Source organism: Shewanella sp. 3_MG-2023 (genome assembly GCF_030548765.1).
In the GTDB taxonomy this organism is placed as follows: domain Bacteria; phylum Pseudomonadota; class Gammaproteobacteria; order Enterobacterales; family Shewanellaceae; genus Shewanella.
Genome location: NZ_JAUOSH010000001.1, coordinates 158,566 through 182,887 on the forward strand (window position 1 = coordinate 158,566; position 24,322 = coordinate 182,887).

The 24,322-nt window shown below is 42.1% G+C and carries 19 protein-coding genes; 12 read left to right on the plus strand and 7 right to left on the minus strand.

Annotated elements, in window-relative coordinates:
* Positions 1–165 precede the first annotated feature (165 nt).
* From Q4591_RS00720 to Q4591_RS00730, 3 genes are all read left to right on the plus strand, one after another.
* Positions 166–1,467 carry a DEAD/DEAH box helicase gene (locus tag Q4591_RS00720; protein ID WP_076541129.1) on the plus strand — a complete coding sequence of 434 codons (1,302 nt, stop codon included), beginning with the start codon at positions 166–168 and terminating at the stop codon, positions 1,465–1,467.
* 235 nt (positions 1,468–1,702) lie between these two features.
* Entirely contained in the window at positions 1,703–2,338 is a 636-nt protein-coding gene (locus Q4591_RS00725; protein WP_303458862.1) for a peroxiredoxin-like family protein, read from the plus strand.
* 74 nt (positions 2,339–2,412) lie between these two features.
* Entirely contained in the window at positions 2,413–3,081 is a 669-nt protein-coding gene (locus Q4591_RS00730; protein WP_102438790.1) for a DUF2913 family protein, read from the plus strand.
* 132 nt (positions 3,082–3,213) lie between these two features.
* Here Q4591_RS00730 and Q4591_RS00735 read toward each other — a convergent pair whose 3' ends face one another.
* Positions 3,214–3,777 carry a DsrE family protein gene (locus tag Q4591_RS00735; protein ID WP_102438792.1) on the minus strand — a complete coding sequence of 188 codons (564 nt, stop codon included), beginning with the start codon at positions 3,775–3,777 and terminating at the stop codon, positions 3,214–3,216.
* A gap of 214 nt (positions 3,778–3,991) precedes the next feature.
* Here Q4591_RS00735 and Q4591_RS00740 point away from each other — a divergent pair, with 214 nt between their 5' ends.
* Positions 3,992–4,249: a DUF2960 domain-containing protein gene (locus tag Q4591_RS00740; protein ID WP_102438794.1), complete on the plus strand. Its 258-nt coding sequence runs from the start codon at positions 3,992–3,994 to the stop codon at positions 4,247–4,249.
* 108 nt (positions 4,250–4,357) lie between these two features.
* On the plus strand, positions 4,358–4,867 hold the full coding sequence (locus Q4591_RS00745) for an RDD family protein (protein ID WP_102438796.1): 510 nt from the start codon (positions 4,358–4,360) through the stop codon (positions 4,865–4,867).
* 380 nt (positions 4,868–5,247) lie between these two features.
* Here the strand turns inward: Q4591_RS00745 and lptG are convergent, their stop codons facing one another.
* Both lptG and lptF read right to left on the minus strand, forming a co-directional pair.
* A complete protein-coding gene (lptG, locus tag Q4591_RS00750) occupies positions 5,248–6,306 on the minus strand; it encodes an LPS export ABC transporter permease LptG (protein ID WP_102438797.1) in 1,059 nt (352 codons plus the stop codon).
* Positions 6,303–7,415 carry an LPS export ABC transporter permease LptF gene (gene lptF, locus Q4591_RS00755; protein WP_102438799.1) on the minus strand — a complete coding sequence of 371 codons (1,113 nt, stop codon included), beginning with the start codon at positions 7,413–7,415 and terminating at the stop codon, positions 6,303–6,305. The genes lptG and lptF overlap by 4 nt, the downstream gene beginning before the upstream one ends.
* Positions 7,416–7,671: 256 nt before the next feature.
* Here lptF and pepA point away from each other — a divergent pair, with 256 nt between their 5' ends.
* From pepA to Q4591_RS00780, 5 genes are all read left to right on the plus strand, one after another.
* Positions 7,672–9,180, plus strand: a complete 1,509-nt coding sequence (pepA, locus tag Q4591_RS00760; protein ID WP_102438801.1) for a leucyl aminopeptidase — start codon at positions 7,672–7,674, stop codon at positions 9,178–9,180.
* 313 nt (positions 9,181–9,493) lie between these two features.
* Positions 9,494–9,946: a DNA polymerase III subunit chi gene (locus Q4591_RS00765; RefSeq protein WP_102438803.1), complete on the plus strand. Its 453-nt coding sequence runs from the start codon at positions 9,494–9,496 to the stop codon at positions 9,944–9,946.
* Between the two features lie 58 nt (positions 9,947–10,004).
* Positions 10,005–12,920, plus strand: a complete 2,916-nt coding sequence (locus Q4591_RS00770) for a valine--tRNA ligase (RefSeq protein WP_102475554.1) — start codon at positions 10,005–10,007, stop codon at positions 12,918–12,920.
* Positions 12,921–13,309: 389 nt separating this feature from the next.
* Positions 13,310–13,645: a PBPRA1643 family SWIM/SEC-C metal-binding motif protein gene (locus Q4591_RS00775; protein WP_102438807.1), complete on the plus strand. Its 336-nt coding sequence runs from the start codon at positions 13,310–13,312 to the stop codon at positions 13,643–13,645.
* A gap of 177 nt (positions 13,646–13,822) precedes the next feature.
* A complete protein-coding gene (locus Q4591_RS00780) occupies positions 13,823–15,349 on the plus strand; it encodes an MFS transporter (protein ID WP_303458865.1) in 1,527 nt (508 codons plus the stop codon).
* Between the two features lie 72 nt (positions 15,350–15,421).
* On the opposite strand, the gene Q4591_RS00785 is transcribed toward Q4591_RS00780, so the two are convergent.
* The 4 genes from Q4591_RS00785 to Q4591_RS00800 form a co-directional block, all read right to left on the minus strand.
* Positions 15,422–16,048, minus strand: coding sequence for a GPR1/FUN34/YaaH family transporter (locus Q4591_RS00785; RefSeq protein ID WP_102438811.1), 627 nt, complete (start codon positions 16,046–16,048; stop codon positions 15,422–15,424).
* Between the two features lie 496 nt (positions 16,049–16,544).
* Complete coding sequence (locus Q4591_RS00790; protein ID WP_303458867.1) at positions 16,545–18,836, minus strand: OmcA/MtrC family decaheme c-type cytochrome; 2,292 nt, start codon at positions 18,834–18,836, stop codon at positions 16,545–16,547.
* Positions 18,837–19,204: 368 nt separating this feature from the next.
* Positions 19,205–20,164, minus strand: coding sequence for a LysR family transcriptional regulator (locus Q4591_RS00795; RefSeq protein WP_102438815.1), 960 nt, complete (start codon positions 20,162–20,164; stop codon positions 19,205–19,207).
* Between the two features lie 121 nt (positions 20,165–20,285).
* Positions 20,286–20,990, minus strand: coding sequence for a 16S rRNA pseudouridine(516) synthase (locus tag Q4591_RS00800; RefSeq protein WP_102438817.1), 705 nt, complete (start codon positions 20,988–20,990; stop codon positions 20,286–20,288).
* Positions 20,991–21,129: 139 nt separating this feature from the next.
* Between Q4591_RS00800 and glnD the strand changes: the two genes are divergently transcribed.
* Both glnD and Q4591_RS00810 read left to right on the plus strand, forming a co-directional pair.
* Positions 21,130–23,775, plus strand: coding sequence for a [protein-PII] uridylyltransferase (gene glnD, locus Q4591_RS00805; protein ID WP_303458870.1), 2,646 nt, complete (start codon positions 21,130–21,132; stop codon positions 23,773–23,775).
* A 32-nt stretch (positions 23,776–23,807) separates the two neighbouring features.
* Positions 23,808–24,299 (plus strand): YcxB family protein, encoded by a 492-nt coding sequence (locus Q4591_RS00810; protein ID WP_102519350.1) that lies wholly within the window; start codon positions 23,808–23,810, stop codon positions 24,297–24,299.
* The last annotated feature ends 23 nt before the right edge of the window (positions 24,300–24,322 follow it).

Consider the following 24,322-nt stretch of genomic DNA (forward strand, 5'->3'; position numbering starts at 1 on the left):
GCCGCTGATCCATTAGCGAACTTTAAAACCCATGTTAAAATGACATGCTAAGTCGTTTTGGTACTAGCACGATGAACTATACTCAGGCAGGTTGAAAACTAATATTTTTAGTTAACTAGCCACTGAACTGTTGAATGACGTGATAATGATAGGAACAAGATACCAATGAAATTTGAATCTTTTAGCTTCGCCCCAGAAATATTAAGTGCGATCGCTGATTGCGGGTATAAAACTATGACACCCGTTCAACAACAAGCTATTCCAGCAATTCGTCGTGGCCAAGATGTACTTGCCAGCGCCCAAACCGGTACTGGTAAAACAGCCGCATTTGCATTACCTATGCTGCAAAAAATGGTTGAAAACCCACGTGAGTTACAGCATTCAAATACCCGCGCGTTAATCTTAACCCCGACGCGCGAGCTAGCTGCTCAGGTTGCTGACAATATTGCTGATTACAGCAAGAACATCAACATGGAAGTACTGACCATTTATGGCGGCGTAAAGCTGACTAGCCAAGCGCAAAAGCTTAAACGTGGTGCTGACATTATTGTAGCAACCCCAGGGCGTTTACTTGAGCATTTAAACGCATGTAACTTAAGCCTTTCAAATGTTGAGTTTTTAGTCCTTGATGAAGCTGACCGTATGCTGGATATGGGCTTTAGCACCGACATTCAAAAAATTCTTCAAGCCGTGAATAAGCAGCGTCAAAACTTATTATTCTCAGCCACCTTCTCAACCTCAGTTAAGAAGCTTGCTAACGAAATGCTTGAAAAGCCAGTGGTCATTACTGCTGACAAACAAAACACCACCGCAGATACCGTAAGCCAAGTGGTTTATCCCGTTGAGCAGCGCCGTAAGCGTGAATTACTATCTGAATTGATTGGCACTAAAAACTGGCAACAGGTGTTAGTCTTCACTGCCACCCGTGATGCTGCAGATAAGCTAGTGAAAGAACTTAACCTTGATGGTATTCCGTCAGCTGTGGTTCATGGCGAAAAAGCCCAGGGCAGTCGACGCCGTGCATTACGTGAATTTGTTGAAGGTAAAGTACGTGTGCTAGTTGCAACCGAAGTTGCCGCTCGTGGATTGGATATTCAAGATTTAGGCTATGTTGTTAACTATGACTTACCATTTCTTGCTGAAGATTATGTGCACCGTATCGGCCGCACCGGACGTGCAGGTAAATCAGGTACCGCAATTTCATTTGTGAGCCGCGAAGAAGAGCGCACCTTACATGATATTGAAAAATTAATCGGTCAACCAATTCGCCGAATTACTGCGCCAGGTTATGAAGTTGGCAGCCGTGAATTACTGTTAAAGCAAATTCAAAAGCGTCGTAGCTTTGCGAAGAAACAACAACGTGCTGATAGCGCGGGTGAGCAAGTTGTCGGTGAGCGTAACATGCAAGGTCGCCGCGTAACGGTAGGTAAATCAACCAGTACCGTTAAGTACAAAAAACTGAAGTAATCATCCCTTTATTATTTCAATATTAAGGCGCTATTAGCGCCTTTTTTTATGCCTAAAAATCAATAAGTAACTCATTATTCGCTTTAAGTAAGTTCGATGAAATAAAAACTGTGGTGATCAGGTCTAATCATTGTCGCCGTAACAGCGAATATTATAACCAGTATAACTCGGCGATAAGAAGTGCCAATTAGGGCGCTCACTAAGATCATCACTTTAATTGAATATGGATTTCAGCATGTTAAAAAAACTTATATTAGTCGTCGCAATGGCCTTATTTAGCTTACCTTCAATGGCTAAACCTATTGCTAGCGATGAATACCACGTCATGCCATTAATGAATGGACAACAAATCCCGAACCTTGACCTTAAAGATGTTGCCGGCAGTAAGGTTAACCTACTAGCATTAACCGCAGCTAAGCCCACTATCTTCTTTTTCTATCGTGGCGGTTGGTGCCCATTTTGTAATGTTCAAATGGGCCAACTTAAAGCTATTGAGCCTAAATTAATTGAAATGGGTTTTCAGTTAGTGGGGATTTCACCTGACTCACCCGCTAAACTTAAAGCCTCAATGAATGACAATAAACTGGATTACCTATTGCTATCAGATGAAAATATGACCGCATCCCAAGCATTTGGTATTGCCTTTTATACCAGTGAAAAAGTCACTAGTATGTACCGCGCCAAGCTCAGTGTTGAAAATACTCTTTGGACCACACCTGCAGGTGAGCAGCGCTTAGTCTTACCAGTGCCTGCAGTTTATCTGGCAGATAAAACCGGCTTGGTACACTTTCAATACATAAATCCAAATTATAAAGTGCGCCCCGCACCTGAGCTTATCTTAACCGCGGCTAAATTACTGCAAGGGCAATAATTTGCAGCAGCAATAACTCGCCTTTGCTACAATAGCCTCGCCGCACTTCCCATTTTTCTGCGGCGGAGTTATTTATGCAAAATACAACACAAGCACCAACATACAACCAAGCGATTTTGGCCCTAGCTGAAGCAGGGATTAAAGCCTTGCAAGAGTCTGCATTAAAGCAAAAAGCCAAGCGAACCCCAGCCCAAGAAAGTCATTTTCTGTGTGCATGGATGGTGGAGTCATTACGGGATAAGCGCTTTCCTAAAATGGTTGCAGATGATCTCAATAGCTGGATCCGTATGGCTCGCAGCCAAGGCGCTGGCGCCATGTTACCGCAGCTACTGCAACGTATCGCAACTCAATACCAACAAGTGCTCACCACCACCTTATCTGAAAAAGGCGCAATCGATGCGCTTATCGAGCATTTAGATAGCAACGAATGGTTTGTTATTACTGATACTGCGTTTTCAGACTCAGGTGCCAAAAAGCTCAAACTGGCGGGTAATGGTCAATCGAGTATGGTGATTTGTGAACATCAGCTGTCGCACTATTTTGATGTAGATAGACTCATTAAGCCTTTAGCTATCTATGTGCGTGGTGATGAGCAATATTTTGCCGAGCAAGCGCTCAATAAAGGGCTATTGGTTAGCCAAGGTAATAAAAAAACCAGTCTTATCAAACATCATAAAACCTATTTGGTATACCCAAACAACCAGTTATCAGAGTTATGTTTATTAGTAGAGTCGCTGGCTTAACTCGCTAATTAACTGCTGTAACGAAAAGCGCTAACTTAATGTCGGCGCTTTTTTTTGTTTCTGGTTGGGTTTCTTAAAGAATTTTAAGATGATGTTTAGCCAAACATTTTAGAAAAGGTTTTAGAAACGGCTTTAGAATGGGTTAAGGCTATAGCCTTGCTCCGCCAAAATAGCATGGGCCGTCATTGCTGATAACGCCATTTCAACTCCAGGCAATAATGCTTGATTACTAAGGTTGTAATACGCTGCGCTTTGACCACAAATATAGACCTTCACCCCATATTCAGTTAATTGCTGTACCAAGGCTTTATTGGCATTTTCGATGGGCGCAGCTAAGCCGTGTTGCTGGCGATAATAGCCATCATCAGCTAAGTCCCCAACGGCACTGCCATGTACGACCATAGCTAAATTAATATCTTTAGATTTAACCCCTGCAGCCTCATGCATATTAATAAATCTAGCAAGGGTATTTAAACTGCGATTAACCTCACCAACCTTAGCCGCTTTGCTCATATCAAAAGCGATATTAAATTGCATGCCTTTTGGCAAGGCCAGTTGGCTGTCAATTGTCGCGATTTCGCCATAGCCTTTTATCACAGTTCCAGCTTTAAAGGCCTCTTTTCCTGCCATAGCAGCACTAGAGGTTACCAATAGTAAGCTAACCATCAGCAATTTGAGACTTGATATTTTGTGCATCTTTTATCCTTATTGATTGCATTATGACAAAGCTATCTTGAAACGCTGCATTTAGCTATAATAGCCCTCAAATTTTTACCCCTGTAAATAAATTGCTCAGGGGTATCAATCTCAAAAGCTGCGTAATCAAGTATCAATGCTTAACCGCCAGCTTATCTTAGTCGTATGTGTTGCTTAGCAAGCTAATGTTAAGCCGCCAAACTCAGGAGTTTCCATGGCTCGCCAAGTCATTTATACCTTTAAAGGTAAAACCAAAACAATCGCATTCAGTTACGATATACATCATGACCTATACGAAGCTGCGGCTGAAGCTGAAGGTATTGATTTAACCAACTTCTTGGCTATGGAACAGCAAATTGCAATGACCTCTAAAAAAGGGGCTAAAGCAGAAAAAGATTACCGTAAAACCGAGTTTGCCCGTTTCGGTTTTAGTAGCATCAAATTTGTTCGTGATGATGACGAGCAAAGCTAACAGTCAAAAACTAACCGCTAAGAGTTAAGAGTTAAGAGTTAAGAGTTAAGCGCATTTGTATTAGTGGCATCACCAATTATTAGTGACAACAACAATAAAAGGATTTACATGATAAATTCAGACCACGCTAATTTCCCTAGAGCCAGCTTTATCCGCCGCTGTGGCGCCATAATATATGACTCATTATTGGCTGTAGCCGTATATATGGTTGCCGGTGCCATTGGTTTTGGCCTGTTTGTCGGCCTTACCAGCAGCGGCGTTATTTCAATGGATGGTTACGAGCACATTGCAGATGCACTGCATCAAACCCCACTGTATAAAGGTATTTATCAGTTATGGGTCGTACTTTGTGTCGTCGCTTTTTATGCCTTATTTTGGAGCCGCGGCGGTCAAACATTAGGGATGAGAGCATGGCGCTTAAAAGTGCAGCACCCTAATGGACAAAACTTAAGTTTTGTTACTGCGCTTGCCCGCGTGGTGTGGTCACTGGCTGGTATTGGTAACTTATTTATTCTTATCAATCCTGATAAACAGGCCCTACAAGATAAAATGACCCAATCAGAAGTCGTAGTACTGTCGGTTGAAGCGAACCAAATGCGCAATTGGCGCGGCGCTTAAACTAGCGGCACAAACTAGCGGCACAAACTAATGCCATAAACTAGTGCCATAAACTAGTGCCATAAACTAGTACCATCAAAGAACACGCCGTAATCCTATGGGTTACGGCGTTTTTTATTGGTGCTGTAGAACATCAAGCCGCTAACATGGCGCAGCGATTTGGGCTAAGGCTCAAACTAAAAGCAGAACTAGAGGTAGAGGTAGAGGTAGAGGTAGAGGTAGAGGTAGAGGTAGAGGTAGAGTACAGCAATAAAACCCTGGTTGATGTGGTCAAGTAAATTGATGTGGTCAAGTAAATATAAAAAAATCCCAACAACTAACGTCATTGGGATATTTATTATTGCAGACTTGCCAGAAGCAAGCGCCCTATCAGGCAAAGGCTATTTTCTGATGAAATATAACGCGCCAATACTAAAGAGTAGTGGTGGCATACCTGCACCTATATAGGCGGGTAAGCCATAAACAATACTCATAGGGCCAAATATCTCACTACAAATATAAAAGCTAAAGCCAGCGACCACGCCAAGCAAGACTCTTGCGCCCATTGTCACGGTTCTTAAGGGGCCAAATACAAATGACAGTGCCACTAAAATCATCACTGCTACAGTAATTGGCTGCATAATTTTACGCCACAAAGCCAGCTCATAACGACTCGGATCTTGCTGATTAGCTTCAAGGTAATCTAAATAACCCACTAGACCTTGAATGCTTAACGCTTCAGGTTTTACTGACACCACACTTAATTTATCAGGGGTTAAGGTAGAGTTCCAAATTCGCTCTTCTTGGTATTCGAAGCTAATCTTGTTATCAGTAACTATGGTATTTTTAACATCAAATAAGCGCCATACATCATTAGAAAATTTAGCGCTTTGAGCCTGAGTCATGGTGGTTAACTCTAACTGATCATTAAACTTATAAAAGGTCACTTTATTTAAGGTGTTTATGGTTTCAACTTCACCAATATTGACAAATAAGTCACCGTCTCTTGCCCACACGCCTCGATGAGATTTGATCAGGCTACCACCAGAAACTTTGGTTGCTTGTAGCTCTTTGGCCGTTCTTTCTGCAACAGGTGCACCCCACTCGCCTAAGGCCATTACAATGATCATCAATGGAATGGCAGTTTTCATCGCTGAAATCGTAATTTGCAACCGAGACATACCGGACGCCTGCATTACTACTAATTCAGAGTTCGATGCCAACATTCCCATACCAATCAGCGCCCCAAGTAATACTGCAATGGGGAAAAACAACTCAATATCACGGGGGATTAAGTAAATAACATAGATAATCGCATCAAACATAGTGTAAGCACCGCGGCCAACTACACGTAGCTGATCAACCCACTTAATGATGCCCGACAAGCCAGTTAAAATAAGTAAACATAACGCCGATGTGCCAATAATCACTCGGGCAATATAGAGATCGAGTATCTTCATACTGCCACCTTCTTACGTTTAAGTAATTGCAGTAACTTAGCACCACTTGGACGCTCTTTACCCAGTAAGAGTATACCGATAATAAATGCGGAGCCATGGATCCACCACATGCCTAATACTTGTGGGATGACTTCATCCTCAAGCGCTTTACGGCCGGCAACCATTAAGCCGAAATAGCCTAAATAAAGTAAAATCGCTGGGAACATTTTGGCAAACTTACCTTGCCTTACATTCACCCGAGCCAGTGGCACTGCAATTAAGGTCATGAGTGGAATCGCTAAAGGCAGCGCTAAACGCCAATGGAATTCTGCTGCTGCTTCAGGGCCTGGCGTAGCAAGTAACTGATCAACCGGTAAAGCTGAAAGCTTACGACGACGTTCATCCACTTCTTGCTCTTTAATTTCCATCTTATAACCACCAAACTCAATCATTTGATAGTCAAGATTATTCGGGCTACCTTGATAACGGGTACCATTATCAAGTTGTAATTGCTGGCTACCAAACTTATCTTCCACTACGCGGCCATTTTCTGAAACCACAATATTAGTTAAGCCTTTTTCGTCTTCAGGATCAGGTAACTGAGCCACAAACACTTTTTGTAATTCGTTAGATTTAGTGATTTTTTCAACAAACAACACAGCTCGGCCATTAGGGCTAGCTTGAAAGCGGCCTTGGGTAATTGCTGCTAAACCGGCTTCTGACTGTGCCTGTTCTAGCACTTGATTTTGTCTTTCTTCCGCCCATGGACCTACATAAACCGATAAAATACCAGTAAACACTAAATTTGCTACCGCCAAAAGCAAGGTCACACGGGTGACATACCACTCACTGATCCCGACGCCATGAAGCACCACCATTTCATTTTCGGCATACATTCGCCCATGGGCGAGCAATATCCCTAAGAAAAAGCTCAGCGGCAACACCAAAACGGTTAATTGCGGTAAATTTAGCCCCAATAACGTCAGCACTAAAGACGCAGGGAAATCACCATCAGAGGCATCTCCCAGTACTCGCACAAATTGCTGGCTAATAAAAATAGTTAACAGCACCAAAAGTATCGCAAATTGGGCTTTTAAAACTTCAACGATCAAGTATCTAAATACAATCACAGGTAGGATCCACAGTCTAAAACTTGTCTTTTTGCTGGTATCAGAGTAACTTCACTATTAAATGTCTGCTTTTAGCAGTTATTGATAGTTTTCTGACCAGCGCGTGAGCTTCTTTAAGTGTAATTCATTTAGCTGATATAGCAGAAAATTACCAAGGATTTATTTCCTTAAAGGTTTGTAAATATGGCCTAACAGGCCGAATTAAAACATTATCTAATAAATATAAAAATTTGTCTTTAATAATCTAGGAGTGCTCATGGAGTTTAGCGTAAAGAGCGGCAGCCCCGAGAAACAACGTTCAGCTTGTATCGTTGTCGGTGTATACGAACCACGTCGTTTGTCAGGTATCGCAGAGCAGTTGGATAAAATCAGTGAAGGTTACATCAGTAACTTGCTTCGACGCGGTGATTTAGAAGGCAAACCTGGACAGATGTTATTATTGCATCATGTTCCCAATGTGCTCAGTGAGCGTGTTTTGTTAGTCGGTTGTGGCAAAGAGCGTGAACTTGATGAGCGCCAATACAAACAAATTATCACAAAGACTATCAATACCTTAAATGAAACGGGTTCAATGGAAGCCGTTTGCTTCTTAACTGAATTACACGTTAAAGGCCGCGATACTTATTGGAAAGTACGCCAAGCAGTTGAAACCACTTATAACAGTTTATATAGCTTTGATGCTCTGAAAACCCGTAAAGGCGAAACCCGTCGTCCGTTACGTAAAATGGTATTCAATGTCCCGACTCGTCGCGAGTTAACTCTTGGTGAACGCGCTATCGACCATGGAATGGCAGTATCATCAGGTATGCACTTATGCCGTGATGTTGCCAACATGCCGCCAAACATTTGTAACCCTGCATACTTAGCCTCTCAAGCACGTCAAATTGCTGAAGTTCATGACAGCCTTACGGTTTCAACTGTGGGCGAAGAGCAAATGGCAAAACTCGGTATGCATTCATACCTTGCTGTAGGGCGTGCTAGTGCCAATGAATCTATCATGACAGTAATGGAATATAAGGGCGCAGTTGATGAGACTCAAAAGCCAATCGTCCTTGTTGGTAAAGGCCTTACCTTCGATTCTGGTGGTATTTCATTAAAGCCGGGCGAGGCCATGGATGAGATGAAATACGACATGGGCGGCGCTGCCGGTGTTATTGGCGCCATGAAAGCCTTATGTGAAATGAAGCTGCCAATTAACGTTATCGGTATTCTTGCAGGTTGTGAAAACATGGTTGCGGGTAATGCTTATCGCCCTGGTGACATCTTAACCACTATGTCAGGTCAAACTGTTGAAGTGCTTAATACTGATGCCGAAGGCCGCTTAGTATTATGTGACGTGCTGACTTATGTTGAGCGTTTTGACCCAGAATTAGTGATTGATACTGCCACATTAACTGGTGCTTGTGTCATTGCTCTGGGCAAACATGCTTCAGGTTTATTCTCATCTCATAATCCACTTGCCCATGAAATACTCAATGCCGGTGAGCAATCAGGTGATCGCGCATGGCGCATGCCGATTTGGGATGAGTATCAAGAAATGCTTGAAAGCCCGTTTGCTGATATGACTAACCTAGGTGGTCGTCCAGCAGGGTCAATCACTGCAGCTTGTTTCTTAGCGCGCTTTGCTAAAAAATATAACTGGGCACATCTTGATGTTGCCGGTACAGCTTGGAACAGTGGCGCTAATAAAGGCTCTACAGGTCGTCCAGTACCAATATTAAGCCAGTTCTTATTGAACCGCGCAGGAGTTGAGCAAGGCGAGTAATTGACTTTTGTTGCAAATAGTTTGTTGCTAATAGTTTACTGTAAATAACAGGCAGTAACCTAATAAAAGGCGAAGTAGTTACTTCGCCTTTTTTATCCCTCTTGTTCGAAGGTTTACATATTTTAAAACCGCAAAAACAGCTCCCTTTGAGTAGCAAGCAAACCGATAAGCCTGACAAATAAATGCGAACACAAGGATTGCTAAAATTTCAGCAGATTTCTATTCAATTAAGCAAAATTAACTCTCCTGCACCCTAGCCCCAATCGATGCTTTTAGTGTAAAATTCGCCTTTACTTCATCAAAATTTAAAATAATGTCAAAGACTCTGTTTTACTTAATGCCAGCAATCAATACCCAAGCCAGTGCGCTTGAAAGCGTATACCTTGCAGCATGTCAGATTGCAGAACGGCATTATCGCCAGCAGCAGCTTGTTTATATTCACTGTCAGAATAAGCAACAAGCCTATGCCATTGATGAATTATTATGGCAATTTGAGCCAACAGCATTTGTTCCCCACAATTTAAAAGGGGAAGGACCGATAACAGGTTCACCTGTCGAGATTGGTTTTGATAAATTAGGCGCCAATAAAAGTCGCCAATTACTGATAAACCTTGCAGACCAAGTGCCAGCATTTGCGGTTAACTTTCCGCATATTATCGATTTTGTTGCTAATGATGATGCGCTTAAACAGATTGCCCGTATTCGCTACCGTGAATACAAGCAATTGGGCATTGAGCTTACTACCACTGAGTTCACTGGCGTTTAAGTCAGTTGATTCGTTAACAATACCAACTATTAATTTAGATTGAGAAAACAAAAATCCCATGGAAAAAACATATAATCCGCAGTCAATTGAGCAATCTCTATACCAAAATTGGGAAGAGCAAGGCTACTTCAAACCACATGGCGATGAGTCAAAAGGTAACTATTGCATCATGATCCCGCCACCAAATGTGACGGGTAGTTTGCACATGGGTCATGCATTCCAAGACACCATCATGGATACGTTGACTCGCTACCAGCGCATGAAGGGCAAAAACACCCTTTGGCAAGTGGGTACCGATCACGCAGGCATTGCAACCCAAATGCTGGTTGAGCGTAAAGTCTTTGCAGAAGAAGGTTTAGGTCGTCACGACCTAGGCCGTGATAACTTTATCGAGCGCATCTGGGATTGGAAAAATGAATCAGGTGGCACCATCACCAAACAGCTACGTCGTTTAGGCGCTTCTGTTGATTGGGATCGTGAACGTTTCACAATGGACGAAGGTATGTCTGAAGCCGTACAAGAAGTATTTGTACGCTTATATGATGACGAGTTGATTTATCGTGGTAAACGCTTAGTCAACTGGGATCCAAAACTGCACACTGCTATTTCAGATCTCGAAGTAGAAAACAAAGAAAAGCAAGGTAGCATGTGGCATTTCCGCTACCCGTTAGCTGATGGCGCATTGACAGCCGACGGTAAAGACTACTTAGAAGTGGCCACCACGCGTCCAGAAACCATGTTAGGTGACAGCGCCGTTGCGGTTCATCCAGATGATGAGCGTTATCAATCACTTATTGGTAAGTTCATTCTTCTGCCAATCGTTAACCGTCGTATTCCTGTTGTGGCAGATGACTATGTTGACATGGAGTTTGGTACCGGCTGTGTGAAAATCACTCCAGCTCATGACTTTAACGATTATGAAGTCGGTAAGCGTCACGCCCTACCTATGTTCAACATCTTAACCATCAATGCTGACATTCGTAGCGCTGCAGAAGTGGTAAATACTGATGGCACCGCAAACACCGAATTAGATAACAGCTTACCTGAGCGTTATGCCGGTCTTGAGCGCTTTGCTGCACGTAAAGCCATTGTTGAAGAGTTCGACACCTTAGGTTTATTAGGCAAAATTGATCCTCACGGATTAAAAGTGCCATACGGCGACCGCTCTGGCGTGGTTATTGAGCCACTACTTACCGACCAATGGTATGTGTCAGTTGCGCCTATGGCTAAAACAGCCATGGAAGCGGTTGATAACGGCGACATCAAGTTTGTGCCACAGCAATACGAGAACATGTACAACTCTTGGATGCGCGACATTCAAGATTGGTGTATCTCACGTCAACTTTGGTGGGGACATCGTATCCCAGCTTGGTATGACGAAAGTGGCAAAGTCTATGTGGGTCGTGACGAAACTGAAGTTCGCACTAAACATAAGCTAGATGACTCGGTTGTTTTACGTCAAGATAACGATGTATTAGATACCTGGTTCAGCTCAGCGTTATGGACATTCTCAACACTTGGCTGGCCAAAAAATACTGAAGAATTGAAAGCTTTCCACCCAACTGACGTGTTGGTCACTGGTTTTGATATTATCTTCTTCTGGGTGGCGCGCATGATCATGATGACCATGCATTTCATCAAAGATGAAAACGGCAAGCCGCAAGTGCCTTTCAAAACGGTATATGTCACTGGACTTATCCGTGATGAAGCCGGTAATAAGATGTCCAAATCTAAAGGTAACGTATTAGATCCTTTAGACATGATTGACGGTATCGATCTTGAATCACTTGTTGAAAAACGTACCGGCAATATGATGCAGCCCAAAATGGCCGCTAAAATTGAAAAAAGCACTCGTAAAGAATTCAGTGAAGGTATTGAAGCACATGGCACCGATGCACTGCGCTTTACTTTAGCTTCAATGGCATCAACCGGTCGTGACATTAACTGGGACATGAAACGCCTTGATGGTTACCGCAGCTTCTGTAACAAGATCTGGAACGCATCACGTTACGTGTTGATGAACACTGAAGTGCAAACTGAAGATGCAGCTGACGATGCTATCGGCGAAGCATTAGATTGCGGCCAAATCTTGGTTGATGGCAAGCCAGGAGCAATGGAATTGTCGCTAGCTGATCGCTGGATTATCGGTCTGTTTAACGAAACCGTTAAAACCTACGATGAGCACATGGCCAATTACCGTTTCGACTTAGCGGCTAATACTATTTATGAGTTCACCTGGAACCAATTCTGTGACTGGTACCTAGAGCTCACTAAGCCGGTAATGCAAAACGGCACCGATGCACAACTGCGTGGCACACGTCATACGCTGGTTAATGTACTTGAGCAAATGCAGCGCCTAATGCACCCAATGATGCCTTACCTCACTGAAACTATCTGGCAGCGCGTTAAGCCGCTAGCAGGTGTTGAAGGTGATACCTTAATGATTGCGCAATTCCCTGAGTATGACGCAACTAAGGTAGACGCGCAGGCAATGGAAGATCTTGAGTGGGTTAAGCAAGTCATTACTGCTGTGCGTAACATTCGCGCTGAACTAAACATTGCCCCATCTAAGCCACTTAACGCCCTACTTCGCGGCGTGAGTGAGCAAGATAAGGCACGTTTAGAGGCTAATCAAACTTTCTTCAAGACACTAGCTAAGCTTGAGTCTATGACAATTCTTGCTGATGGTGAAACTGCCCCAATGTCGACTACCCAACTTGTCGGTGACATGGAGCTATTAATCCCAATGGCAGGGTTGATTGATGTGGCTAAAGAAGTAGCCCGTATCGACAAGCTACTTGAAAAAGCAGCTGGCGAGTTCAAGCGCATTGAAGGCAAGTTATCTAACCAAGGCTTTGTGGCTAAAGCCCCTGCCGCCGTGATTGAAAAAGAACGTGCTAAGCAAGCTGAATATCAACGTGATATGGATAAGCTTGCAGAGCAAAAAGCAGAACTTGCTAAGCTAGAAGGCTAAGTAACAAAGCTTGGTTTATTTGCCATCTCGCTAAATAAACCCAAACTAAAAAGGCTATCAAGGTATTTGATAGCCTTTTTTAATGGCTAAAATTAACCCAAGCGATGAAAAGTATGATTGTTGAGCAGTTACAATAGATTGTAAAAACTTATCTCCATTAAGTTAATTACAACGCCACTGGCGGCTTATTCAGGCAAATAATACCTAAAAAAATGGTCAAAATGGCTTAGATACTGTATAAGCTTCGCCTCTAGATATTTTTCATCCATTTTAAGAGTCTTGAAGCTTTAGCTTATAATCACTTATCAACCTTAAGTTAGCTTCAAATGCCTTGGTTTACCACCTTGGTTCAAATACTCGACATTTAAAACGATAGGCAGGCACAACACATGTCAGATAAATTCTTTTTCAAAGGCCGTCAAACGCCAAAACCTGCCTATGGCGAAAGTGGTTACAACACCAAACGCCAAGCTAAACCTGGCACTGCAGCGCTTCCTTTACAGTTATCAGTTCAAACTGATAAGCGTAAGCTTGAAGTTGAAGCATTAGTTGCAGAGAGCAAACTAGTCGCAACTATTACTGTTAACAGTGACGTCGCTGAAGATATATTTGAACTTCTGGGTATTTTAAACAAGCCAACGGCAGTCACCGCAGAAGCCAAAATTAACCGTAATGACCCTTGTACTTGTGGTAGCGGTAAGAAATATAAAAAGTGCTGTGGCTAAGTCCTTTAAGTGACATCAGATTAATTAAAGCGAGCGATTAGCTCGCTTTTTTGTATAAAAAATCCCCCTCCGAAACGCAATTATCACATTCCTGCTCAGTAACTTTGGTAAATTTGGTTAATTTAGGTAAAGTGTCTGCCGACCTATTGTTAATAATAATAATCATAAGGGTGATTTATGAGTGAAAGTTCACACTCAGGCAACGACCTAAGAGAAGTGAAACAGCTGGGCATGTGGGCATCTATTGCCAGCTTAAGTTATATATTTTGGATTGTCGGCGGCATGGAGCTGGTGGAACGTATTGCCTACTATGGGGTAAAAGCCAGTGCCGGTTTATATGCTAAAACCCCTGCCTCAGAAGGCGGGCTGGGTATTAGCCTTAGTGATTACGGTGTCATTATTGCCATTTGGGCATTTATGCAAACCTTCATTCCAGTATTTACTGGCGGGATATCTGATCGCGTAGGCTACAAAGAAACCATCTTTGCCTCAACAGTAATCAAGATCATGGGTTACTTGGTGATGGCGATGTTTCCAAGCTTTTATGGCTTCTTGATTGGTGCAATATTATTGGCCGCAGGGACAGGGATCTTTAAACCCGGTATTCAAGGCACCTTAGTGCTTTCAACCGGACGGCAAAACACCTCAATGGCGTGGGGCATATTCTATCAAGTGGTCAATATTGGTGGCTTCCTTGGGCCTTTAGTGGCTGTACATATGCGTCAGTTATCATGGGATAATGTGTTTTACGCTTGTGCTGCCATCATCTCTTTTAACTTCCTATTTTTACTAGCTTATAAAGAACCCGGTAAAGAAGAGCGACTTGAGCGGGCCCGCAAAGTCAAATCAGGCGAAATTAAACAAGAAGCATTATGGCGTGATGCGCTTCATGAGCTTAAAAAGCCCGTTGTTATCTATTACATGTTGGTATTTGCTGGTTTCTGGTTCTTATTTAATGCCTTATTTGATGTATTACCTATTCATATTGCTGAATGGGTTGATACCAGCGTGATTGTCACCTCTCTATTTGGCCCTGAAGGCACCTCTAACGGCTTTTTCCAGTTTTGGTTAGGCCTAGATAATACTGGTACTAAGGTGATGCCTGAAGGCATGCTCAACCTCAATGCTGGTATGATCATGACCAGTTGTTTCTTGGTTGCTGCACTTACCGCTAAGTATCGTATTACCACTGCCATGTTAGGTGGTTGTTTACTGAGTATTTTGGCATTCGTGCTCATTGGCGCAACCAATGCTGCATGGATGATTGTACTGGCTATTGCAATGTTCTCATTCGGCGAAATGATGATTAGCCCGAAGAAAAATGAGTTTATGGGCAATATTGCCCCTGAAGGTAAAAAAGCCATGTACTTAGGCTTTGTGATGTTACCTCAAGGGATAGGCTGGACTCTGGAAGGCTACTTTGGGCCTAAACTGTATGAGATGTATGCCTCAAAAGAGATTTTCTCACTGCAGCTTCTTGCAGAGCGTGGCATGAGTCAAACAGATGTTGATGCAATCCCCCAAGGCGAAGCATTTTCAACCTTAGTGACTTATACCGGTGAGCCTGCACAGCAGCTAACAACGCTGCTGTATAACACCCACAGTATCGGCAATGCTTGGTATATTATCGCTGCGGTGGGAACAATTTCGGCAGTAGGAATTTATCTTTACGGTAAGTGGTTGTTTAAACTGCAACAGAGCTAAAGTAAATTTAAACAAAAAAGCTGACAAGGCTATTCATAGCATTGTCAGCTTTTTTATGGCGCTAATTTAGTATTACGCTGCTTTTAACGACGCTGGTGCTGCAGTGGTTTCAGCTTTACTTGCTGCAAATCTGACTTTTCCAACAGGCAAAATCACCCGGCCATATTCAGCATTCAGCACTTGCGCCATGGCAAAGTAAATGGCGCTTAAGCCACATAAAATACCTTCAAAGCCAGCAATGGTGCCAATTAGCTCGCTGCCGGTAAAATCTCGCGCAGCTAATAGGAAGAATAAAATAGTTAGCAAGCCAAAGACAATTTGCTTGGCTAATGGGTAACGCATAGAGCCAATAAACATAAAGCCAGTAAACATGCCCCAAAGCGCTAGGTACCAACCCATAAAGCTTGCAGGACTTGCCGCAAAACCCATTTTAGGCATGACAAGTAGACCAACTAAGGTTAACCAAAATAGCCCATAAGAAGTAAATGCTGTAGTGCCAAAGGTATCGCCACGTTTAAAGCACATGATGCCGACAATCACTTGGCCAATGCCGCCGTAAAAAATACCCATAGCAAGGATCATTGAATCAATTGGAAAAAAACCAGCATTATGAATATTAAGCAAAATGGTGGTCATACCGAAGCCCATTAAACCAAGTGGCGCTGGGTTTGCGTATGAATTTGTCTGCGGTGTCGACATTGAGTTCCCCTACAGGAAGTAATCAATTAAGTAAGTAGTGACGATAGTGTCGCCACACTAGATTAACTTTGGTTAATCTTAGCGCCGCGCATAATAATGTAACCGCAGGAGGCAATCAAACTAGCAACCAAGGGAGCTGAGGAATAAGCACACTAAACAATGCGATTAATTAGTGTTGCTTTTCAGCTTGTTAAATAAAAAAATGGCATTAACCCCTCAAGTGAACACCTGAAGGCTTGCCAGCTCACAAATATTGCCAACTACCGATCTAACTCACAATAAATCAGCATTAAAGCCTGCTTATAAGTAAACTAAAACACGCTAGAACGTTTAAAAATTGCACTGACTCACAAAAATGAATAATAACGCCATTGGGATCAATAAAAGGGTTAATGCAAACACTGAGGATAAAAAAGGGAGCCCGAAGGCTCCCAGTGGTTTATTTGCTATGAGAAGCAGGGGATCTCATAGCTGATGAAACATCTATTATTGCTAACTAGTGTGCCCCTCCAGCATGCATTATATCAATACCGTAAGTCTTACCTTCAGCATGACAAGTTGCACAAGATTCAACCGGCAGATTAGCAATTGAAGCTGGATCACCCTCAACTATCGCACCATTACTCTTGAAGTGAGCCATTGCTGAGGCACTTGAGTGAGCGTGACAAGTACGACATGCTTCAGCGGTTGGGCTAATGAACATTGTTGCACCAGCATCTACTGCAATTGCGCGTTTACCTGAAGTAAGACCACCATCTGCTGCGAATAAACTCACATCATCTTTATGACAAGCTGCACATTCGGTAGCCACTGCTGGGTAACCTTGTGTTTCCATATCAGAATTTAAGTGTATTGCAGGGAAGCCACGGTTATCATCCCAAAGACCTGAATGGAAACGGTGAGCGACAGTGAATAAGTCACGGTTGCTATAGGTTAAGCCTTCAATTGTTTCAAATACTGGGTCGCCATTTTCGTCAACTGCATCTGTTTTATATTCAACAGCCACATGATAAGAGCCACCCCAAGTGTCGTTATGACAACCTACACATTGGTCGAAACGTTCGTTACCGTAATGCTTAGCGATACCTAATGAAGTATGACAAGTATTACATTTAGCTTCATCAGCGGTTACCCGTGCAGGGTCGCTAAAGCGAGATATCGTTGCGCCGCTACCATCAGCATTGGCGAGATTCCAGTAAGCTGGCGCCATAGTGACTGCTACATAACCAACATCATATTGCGCTTCGCCGCTTGAATCTAAACACTCAATAAGCATGCCTTCTGAATCGGCACATACTGAGAAGCGTGGCGTTACAGAAATACTCTTTCCGTCTAGATTAAACTCACCTAATTGAGTCACCATTAACTGACCAGCGGATGCAACAACACCTTTTAGATTAACCGAATCACTACCGTAGTAAGTACCATCAGTGTCTATCCAGCCGGTTTTCATTTCATCGTATTTAGTAAAGTTAGTGAACTCGAAACCATCTTCAACGGCAACACCATCAATAGTGACATCAAATGTAATCACCATTTCATCCATGTCAACTGTTGCGCTTTCAGTGTAACTCACACTATTTAAAGCAATTTCAATTGAATCAGTGGCAATCGCTCTCGCTGCAACATTATGTGCTTGCATTGGGCTTAAGCTACCTGCGCCATGACAACCAGAACAGGCTGCATCACTTTCAGGTACGATACCTCTGTGGTTTTCACCAGTGGCTAAATCTACATCTGTATGACATGACACACATGCTTCTGCGTAGACATTATCATTCCATTGCATACCGTTATCATGACATGCGGTACATTGATTGATTTCTGATGGGAAGCCAATTTCGCCAAACATATCTGCAGCTTCACCTTCTAGATCGTCAATATGATGACCAGCGTGTAATGTGTGAATCATTGCATTCCAATTAGCGTTAAAGCCTTTTTCTGGATCGTCTTCACCGCCAGCATAAGCTGGGTTATGACAGGCTACACAATTTTCAACTTTTTGATAATTATGGTGGGCACCAATGTTAGCTATGCGGATATCGGTAGCTTCATACCCATCCATTTGAGTATGACACTTAATACAAGAGGCGTTAGACACTGAATCTTTTTCAGATACCGCTAGCTCACCCGTTGCAGGAATAAAGTCAACCGGAGTAGAAAGCAATTTATCTGCAATGCCTTCACCTGTGCTGTCTACAACATCATAGCTACGCACCATAACGCGATGTAAGTTATTGGCATCACCATCTGCAAGTACAACCGGTGCATTGCCTTCATGTTCCCAAGTACCTGTGTAAGTCCCTGGGTTTGCTTCATCTTCAACTAAGGTACAAGCTTCAACTTCTGCGCCGCCGCGGGCTTCTGCCATACCTGTTGGCGTACAATACATACTTGAACCAAATTCATTGGTTAGGGTATGGCTTTCCCACAATAGTGGCGCGCCAGTATCAGTGGTATTGGCCGCTTGATTCATCACATAAAGCGCTACTTTGTCTAAGCCACTAAAGGGCACATCTTCGCCTTTAGCTGTTTTGCCTGTTACCGTAAATTTGATAGCAAAATCATCACCTCCTACTACCACGATATCTGCAGGGGCTAAGCTCAACACAAAATCAGCAGCACCCGCTACTGTATCAACAACATTTCCCGCTGGTGCACCTGGTTCTCCTGGCGCGCCGGGTTCTCCAGGGGCGCCATCTTTACCATCATCTCCATCACTACAACCCGCTAGTCCAATAGCAGCGATTAACGCTGCTGCTAGAATCGACCTTTTATATGTTCTCATTATCGGATCCCCTATATAGGTATTTAAATCTGCTTTAGCAGTAACTTTAATATAAAAGATACCCCTTTAGATGTATCAAAAGAGTTTCATATATGTGACTGAAATTTAAAGATTTAGATCTTGCAATTTTACAAATCGAAGTTGGCAATTTCGATATATGAAATTTGTATAGGTTATTGAGTTTTATACTGATAATGATTGTTATTAACGAAACAGATTTGCGCTAAAAGAATGGTGGAAACAAGCATAAAAAATGCACAGTTCAAGGTGAATGACTCGACAGCCATAGCGCTTCTCTAGCCCATTAAAATGATATTCAGCGGCAGATTCCCCATCACAGGGAAATGGCTAAATAGCACATAAGCGATTTAGGCAGCGATTAACTTAAGCACTGAATTAATAATAATCTTTCTGCTGTCATCACAATAGCGACGGTATGAGGAGGTTCTTTCAATAAGGTGGTATTGCGGCGCGGCGCCATGGCCAAGCAATTTTTCTCTTTCGGTTTCCGGTAAGCTTTCAACACGTAGTGCATTAAAGTGATTTAACACTGCAGCTTCTGATGTGGCTATAAAGCTGAAACTTCGCATGGTCAACAAGTGACAAAACCACTCTTCAATGGAACTAACTCGACTGATATTAAGCGGCTCAATCCCTGATTGACGGCAGTAAATTTGGAAGAAATCTAATTTATCATTAAACCCCTTGGTATCGAGCAGCAAAAAGGGATAGTTAGCTATGTCATCTAAACTTATAGCATCATAGCCCCAAATAGGATGATTCGTTCTAGCCACAATCGAAGTGGAATCACTGTGACCGAGGCTTTCAGATAATAAATCGCTGGCGCTGGCTGGGCCAAGGTTAATCCCTAAATCAATGTCACCTTGGTGGATCAACTCTTCAGAATGCTCATTCCATATATGCATTCTGACTTTACCTAACTTATCCATTATGTCGTCGCTGCCAAGCGCCATTGAAAGTGAAGTCATAATGATGGGAGTTACCGCAATATTGAGCACGGTTGATGAATTAGTACAGTTACCTTCATGTACGATGCGTTCAATATTTGAGGCTGACTCGCAAAAACTACATATGGGCTGATAAAGGTGCTCTGCTAGCGCGGTAGGTCTTAACCCTTGTTGACGTCGATAAAATAACTCATCATCAAAGGTTAACCGTAACGCCGTTAAACAACGGCTTATTTTAGGAGCTGAAACGTTTAATTCTTTCGCTGCAAGGTTAGCAAAGCCTGTTTCATAAATAGTTTTAAAGACCAACAAACAGAACACGTCTAATTCGCTGATTTTCTTAAGCGCTTTGAAATCCATGCAATTACCTAGTAATAACCTTGTTAATATTAGGCTTAATCTAACATGGTTGTAACAAGTAAAACTTGATCAAGCCCAACCTTATAGAATTAATTTAAGTTTTTTTAAGGTTTTATAAGATTTACTTAAGATTGATTTCAGTTTGAGTGAGCGAGCGAAACTCCCCGACTAACAATTGCTTATCCAAGTTAATATTGCCCACCGACTCACGATGTAAACCAATCACCGGATTCCTGAAGCGGCCAAACATACGCTTAATTTGATGGTACTTACCCTCTTGTAACGTCACCCGTGCTTGATACTCTGAGATGATTTCAAGTTGCGCCGGTAAAGTGGTGATATCTTCAAAACCAAAATACATCCCTTGATTAAAAGCGCTGATATATGAGTCATCAATGGGATTTTCTAACGTCACCAAATACTGTTTGTTTACTTTGGTTTCAGGCGACATCAAAGCTTGCGACCATTGGCTGTCATTGGTAATTAACAGTAAGCCAGTAGAATTTAAATCAAGCCTACCAGCAATATGCATCATTTCAATATTGACGCCAGTTAATAGCGACAAGGCCGTGGGATGAATATCATCTTTTGTCGCGCTCACCACACCCACAGGCTTGTGTAACATATAGTATTGTTTTTGCTGGTTCTGAATAAAGTCACCATCAAGCATAATAGCGGTAAACTCATTAATTTGATGGTCCATCTCTTTACAAGTCTCACCATCAACATTGACCCGCCCAGCCAGTAAAATTAGCCTTACCGCCTTTTTAGGTAGCTGTAATTTTTTAGCTAAAAACTGATCTAAACGACTTCGTTTACTTTGCATTTATAAGCTCAATTTAAGTGATTTATTCTTATTTAACTAGTTAAAAGAATTAACTTATTACTAATCAATTTAGTGGATAGTTTGAGTTGGCAAACTAAATCGCATACCCTATTTGAGAGCGAATCTAAAAGGGAGTGATATGTTTTTGCAGCCAGTCTATCCGATTTTACAGCCAAATATGAGTATTGTAGAGCTAAAACAAGCCATTACTAATTTTGATATTTGGCTAGAGCAACAGATTAGTTGTAGCCCAATTACCGAGATCCTGACATTTCGCGCTCAATTTTTTGATAAACTTCTCAGTCATATTTGGCAAAAGTTTACTTTTGATATAAAAGAAATCTCTCTCAATGCTGTCGGTGGCTACGGCAGGCAAACTCTACACCCTTTTTCTGATATCGATATTTGTATTATTCATGACCACAACTTATCCACCGATGATGCCAATAAACTCAGTGATTTTCTGACTCAATTATGGGACTTGGGTTTAGATTTAGGCCATGCAGTAAGGCGCCTAGATGATACTTTTGTCGCCTGTAAAGAAGATGTCACCATCGCCACCACTTTACTTGAAATTCGCAATATTTGTGGCCATGAAAACCATCAACACCAAGTTATCAGCAAACTCTATGGCGAAAGTATTTGGAGTAGCGCAGCCTTTTTTGAAGCCAAGTTTAATGAGCAACAAGTCAGGCATCATAAAGCCCAAGGCACCGCCTTTAATATTGAGCCCAATTTAAAAAATAGCCCTGGCGGCATGCGTGATATTCAAACGATTACTTGGATAGCTCGCAAACATTTCTCCATTGACGATCTTAAAGATCTTCGTCGTCTTAATTTTTTAACTGCTGATGAATACGCAGAACTAATGGAGTGCCAAAACTTTATTTGGCGAGTGCGATTCTCATTGCATCAAGCGTCAAACCGCTCTGAAAATAGACTTTTATTGCAACATCAAGCTGAAGTCGCTCGCCTACTGGGATTTGGTGACAGCGGTAATATCACCATTGAAAAAATGATGCGCCAATTGTTTAGAGCAATGAAGCGTATTCGTGAATTAAACCTGATGTTGATGGCTTATTTCCAACGCGAGATATCGCCACTGAAACACAATAATTGTATCGATATCAATGACAATTTTGAGATCTTAAATGGCAAAATAAATGCAAAAAATCAAGATGTGTTTATTGATAGACCGCAGATCATGTGGATGTTTTATTATATTGCCGAATACCATCAACAAGTAAAAGGCATTACCCCTGAGACCTTAAGATTGATCAGGCAAGTACGTCGTCGTTTAATGGGTGATTTACAAGACTTTCATGTCTGCCGTGAACTGTTTGTCAAACTATTCAAGCACCCACAAGGCATGGGGCTGGCAATTACCTTAATGCATCAACATGGCATCCTTACCTCATATTTACCCCAATGGCGTGAAGTGGTTGGCCAGATGCAGTTTGATTTATTTCATGCTTATACTGTGGATGAACACACTCATAAACTGCTAAAAAACTTATATGCACTAACCCATGATGACATTAGTCACGATCACAAATTGGCCGCTGATATCTATGCTCGGTTCCAAGCCAAAGAAACCATTTTATTTGCCGCACTATTTCATGATCTTGCTAAAGGACGTGGTGGTGATCACAGTGAACTCGGCGCAGTAGATGCCAAATTATTTGCCAAATTCCATGGTTTAAAAAACTCACAGCAGCAATTAATTAGCTGGTTAGTGGAACAACATCTATTAATGTCCATCACCTCCCAGCGTATGGATATTCAAGATCCTGATGTCATTACTGCTTTTGCAAAATCCGTGGGCAGCCTCACTAAACTTGATGCTTTATATTGTTTAACGGTGGCCGATATTCAAGCCACCAATGATGATCTATGGAATGATTGGAAAGCCAGTTTATTAACCGACCTCTACTTTGCCACCCGTAAAGCCCTCAGGAATGGTCTTGAAAATGTATTGCAACTGCGCAGCGTGGTTAGGGAGCACAAACAAGAAGCCCTTAATATCATCAATGCCGATTCACAATTAACAGATGAACACCAAATACAGGCTCAATCTGCTGCTATTCAAAAACTATGGAAAAACCTGCCGTTATCCTTTTTCGGTAATGCAGAATCCAGTGAAATAGCAAAATACACCCTAGGAATACTTTCGCATCAGCAACAAGCTCAAGCAGATTCTGAATCGTTAATTATTGTTGATGATAGTAATGTCAAAGGCTGTAGTGATGTTTTTGTGTATACCAAAGACAGAGCAGGCTTGTTTATTTCTCTGTTTAATACCCTATCAACCTTGAAGATATCAGTGAAGCAAGCACAGATTTCACAAACTAAAGACGGTTACGTGGTTGAAGCTTTTAAAGTACTCGACTTTGACGGTAAACCGATTTTCAGTGCTCAGCGCAGCAAACAAGTCACCAGCAAGCTACGTCAAGTGATAGACAATAATGTAATGCCGCCGAAAAAGCGCCCTTTAAGACACACCCAAAGTTTTGATAACAAACCCACCATTGAATTTATTCACTCTAAAAAAGCTAACCGCACCTTAGTGCATATTTTAGCGCTAGAAACCCATGAGTTTATGGGGCAAATAGCCAGTGCATTCAGAGCACTAGAGCTTACAATTCATTCTGCAGCCATCAGCACAGTCGGTGAGCGAGCTGATAACGTGTTTACCCTTTCCAACCAATACGGTGCACAGCTTTCAGAAGAAGAACAAACCGATTTACAGGAAAAATTAGTGAAATCGATCACTTCAACCTTATAATTATCTCAATTAATGTTGTCAATGAGCGATACATGTCTACCAGCGAAACAAAAACAACAGCTTATAGCTATAGTGTTGAATATATTTTAGATCGATCTCATTTTGAAGAAACCTTCGATGAGTCAGTTGTCATTAATACCAGTCCAAAGCGTTACTTAAAATCTGTGGCATTTTTAGTCGCTGGATTTTTAATGACCATCACCGAGTTAAGCCCCTATGTTGCTTACTTCTTTATTGGTTTAGGGGCAGTTGAAGCACTGCAAGTTAGGTTTAATCGCGCTTGGTGGTTAATGAGGCAACTAATAAGTAAGTCAGCGAATAACCCAGTAAATTTAACCATTGACGATAACGGTATTCATTCAAAGTCGACTTATATTGATCATCATTTAGCTTGGGATGATGTTTATCGCATTGCAGAAACAAGCCAAGGTTTTTTACTCACAACCCAATTAACCAAGCATTATGTTTCTAAGCGCTGCTTAGATGACACTTGCAGTGATTTTATTCGCAAAAAAATGAACTAAGCATCTGTTTACATAACGTGTTA

Bases quoted from the DNA above. Each gene is read 5' to 3' on its own strand.
- Q4591_RS00725 (WP_303458862.1), top strand. From the start codon at position 1,703: ATGTTAAAAAAACTTATATTAGTCGTCGCAATGGCCTTATTTAGCTTA.
- Q4591_RS00735 (WP_102438792.1), bottom strand. From the start codon at position 3,777: ATGCACAAAATATCAAGTCTCAAATTGCTGATGGTTAGCTTACTATTG.
- Q4591_RS00810 (WP_102519350.1), top strand. From the start codon at position 23,808: ATGTCTACCAGCGAAACAAAAACAACAGCTTATAGCTATAGTGTTGAA.
- Q4591_RS00790 (WP_303458867.1), bottom strand. From the start codon at position 18,836: ATGAGAACATATAAAAGGTCGATTCTAGCAGCAGCGTTAATCGCTGCT.
- Q4591_RS00795 (WP_102438815.1), bottom strand. From the start codon at position 20,164: ATGGATTTCAAAGCGCTTAAGAAAATCAGCGAATTAGACGTGTTCTGT.
- Q4591_RS00740 (WP_102438794.1), top strand. From the start codon at position 3,992: ATGGCTCGCCAAGTCATTTATACCTTTAAAGGTAAAACCAAAACAATC.
- Q4591_RS00720 (WP_076541129.1), top strand. From the start codon at position 166: ATGAAATTTGAATCTTTTAGCTTCGCCCCAGAAATATTAAGTGCGATC.
- Q4591_RS00765 (WP_102438803.1), top strand. From the start codon at position 9,494: ATGTCAAAGACTCTGTTTTACTTAATGCCAGCAATCAATACCCAAGCC.
- Q4591_RS00800 (WP_102438817.1), bottom strand. From the start codon at position 20,990: ATGCAAAGTAAACGAAGTCGTTTAGATCAGTTTTTAGCTAAAAAATTA.
- Q4591_RS00775 (WP_102438807.1), top strand. From the start codon at position 13,310: ATGTCAGATAAATTCTTTTTCAAAGGCCGTCAAACGCCAAAACCTGCC.
- Q4591_RS00730 (WP_102438790.1), top strand. From the start codon at position 2,413: ATGCAAAATACAACACAAGCACCAACATACAACCAAGCGATTTTGGCC.
- Q4591_RS00745 (WP_102438796.1), top strand. From the start codon at position 4,358: ATGATAAATTCAGACCACGCTAATTTCCCTAGAGCCAGCTTTATCCGC.
- Q4591_RS00785 (WP_102438811.1), bottom strand. From the start codon at position 16,048: ATGTCGACACCGCAGACAAATTCATACGCAAACCCAGCGCCACTTGGT.
- pepA (WP_102438801.1), top strand. From the start codon at position 7,672: ATGGAGTTTAGCGTAAAGAGCGGCAGCCCCGAGAAACAACGTTCAGCT.
- Q4591_RS00770 (WP_102475554.1), top strand. From the start codon at position 10,005: ATGGAAAAAACATATAATCCGCAGTCAATTGAGCAATCTCTATACCAA.
- Q4591_RS00780 (WP_303458865.1), top strand. From the start codon at position 13,823: ATGAGTGAAAGTTCACACTCAGGCAACGACCTAAGAGAAGTGAAACAG.
- glnD (WP_303458870.1), top strand. From the start codon at position 21,130: ATGTTTTTGCAGCCAGTCTATCCGATTTTACAGCCAAATATGAGTATT.
- lptG (WP_102438797.1), bottom strand. From the start codon at position 6,306: ATGAAGATACTCGATCTCTATATTGCCCGAGTGATTATTGGCACATCG.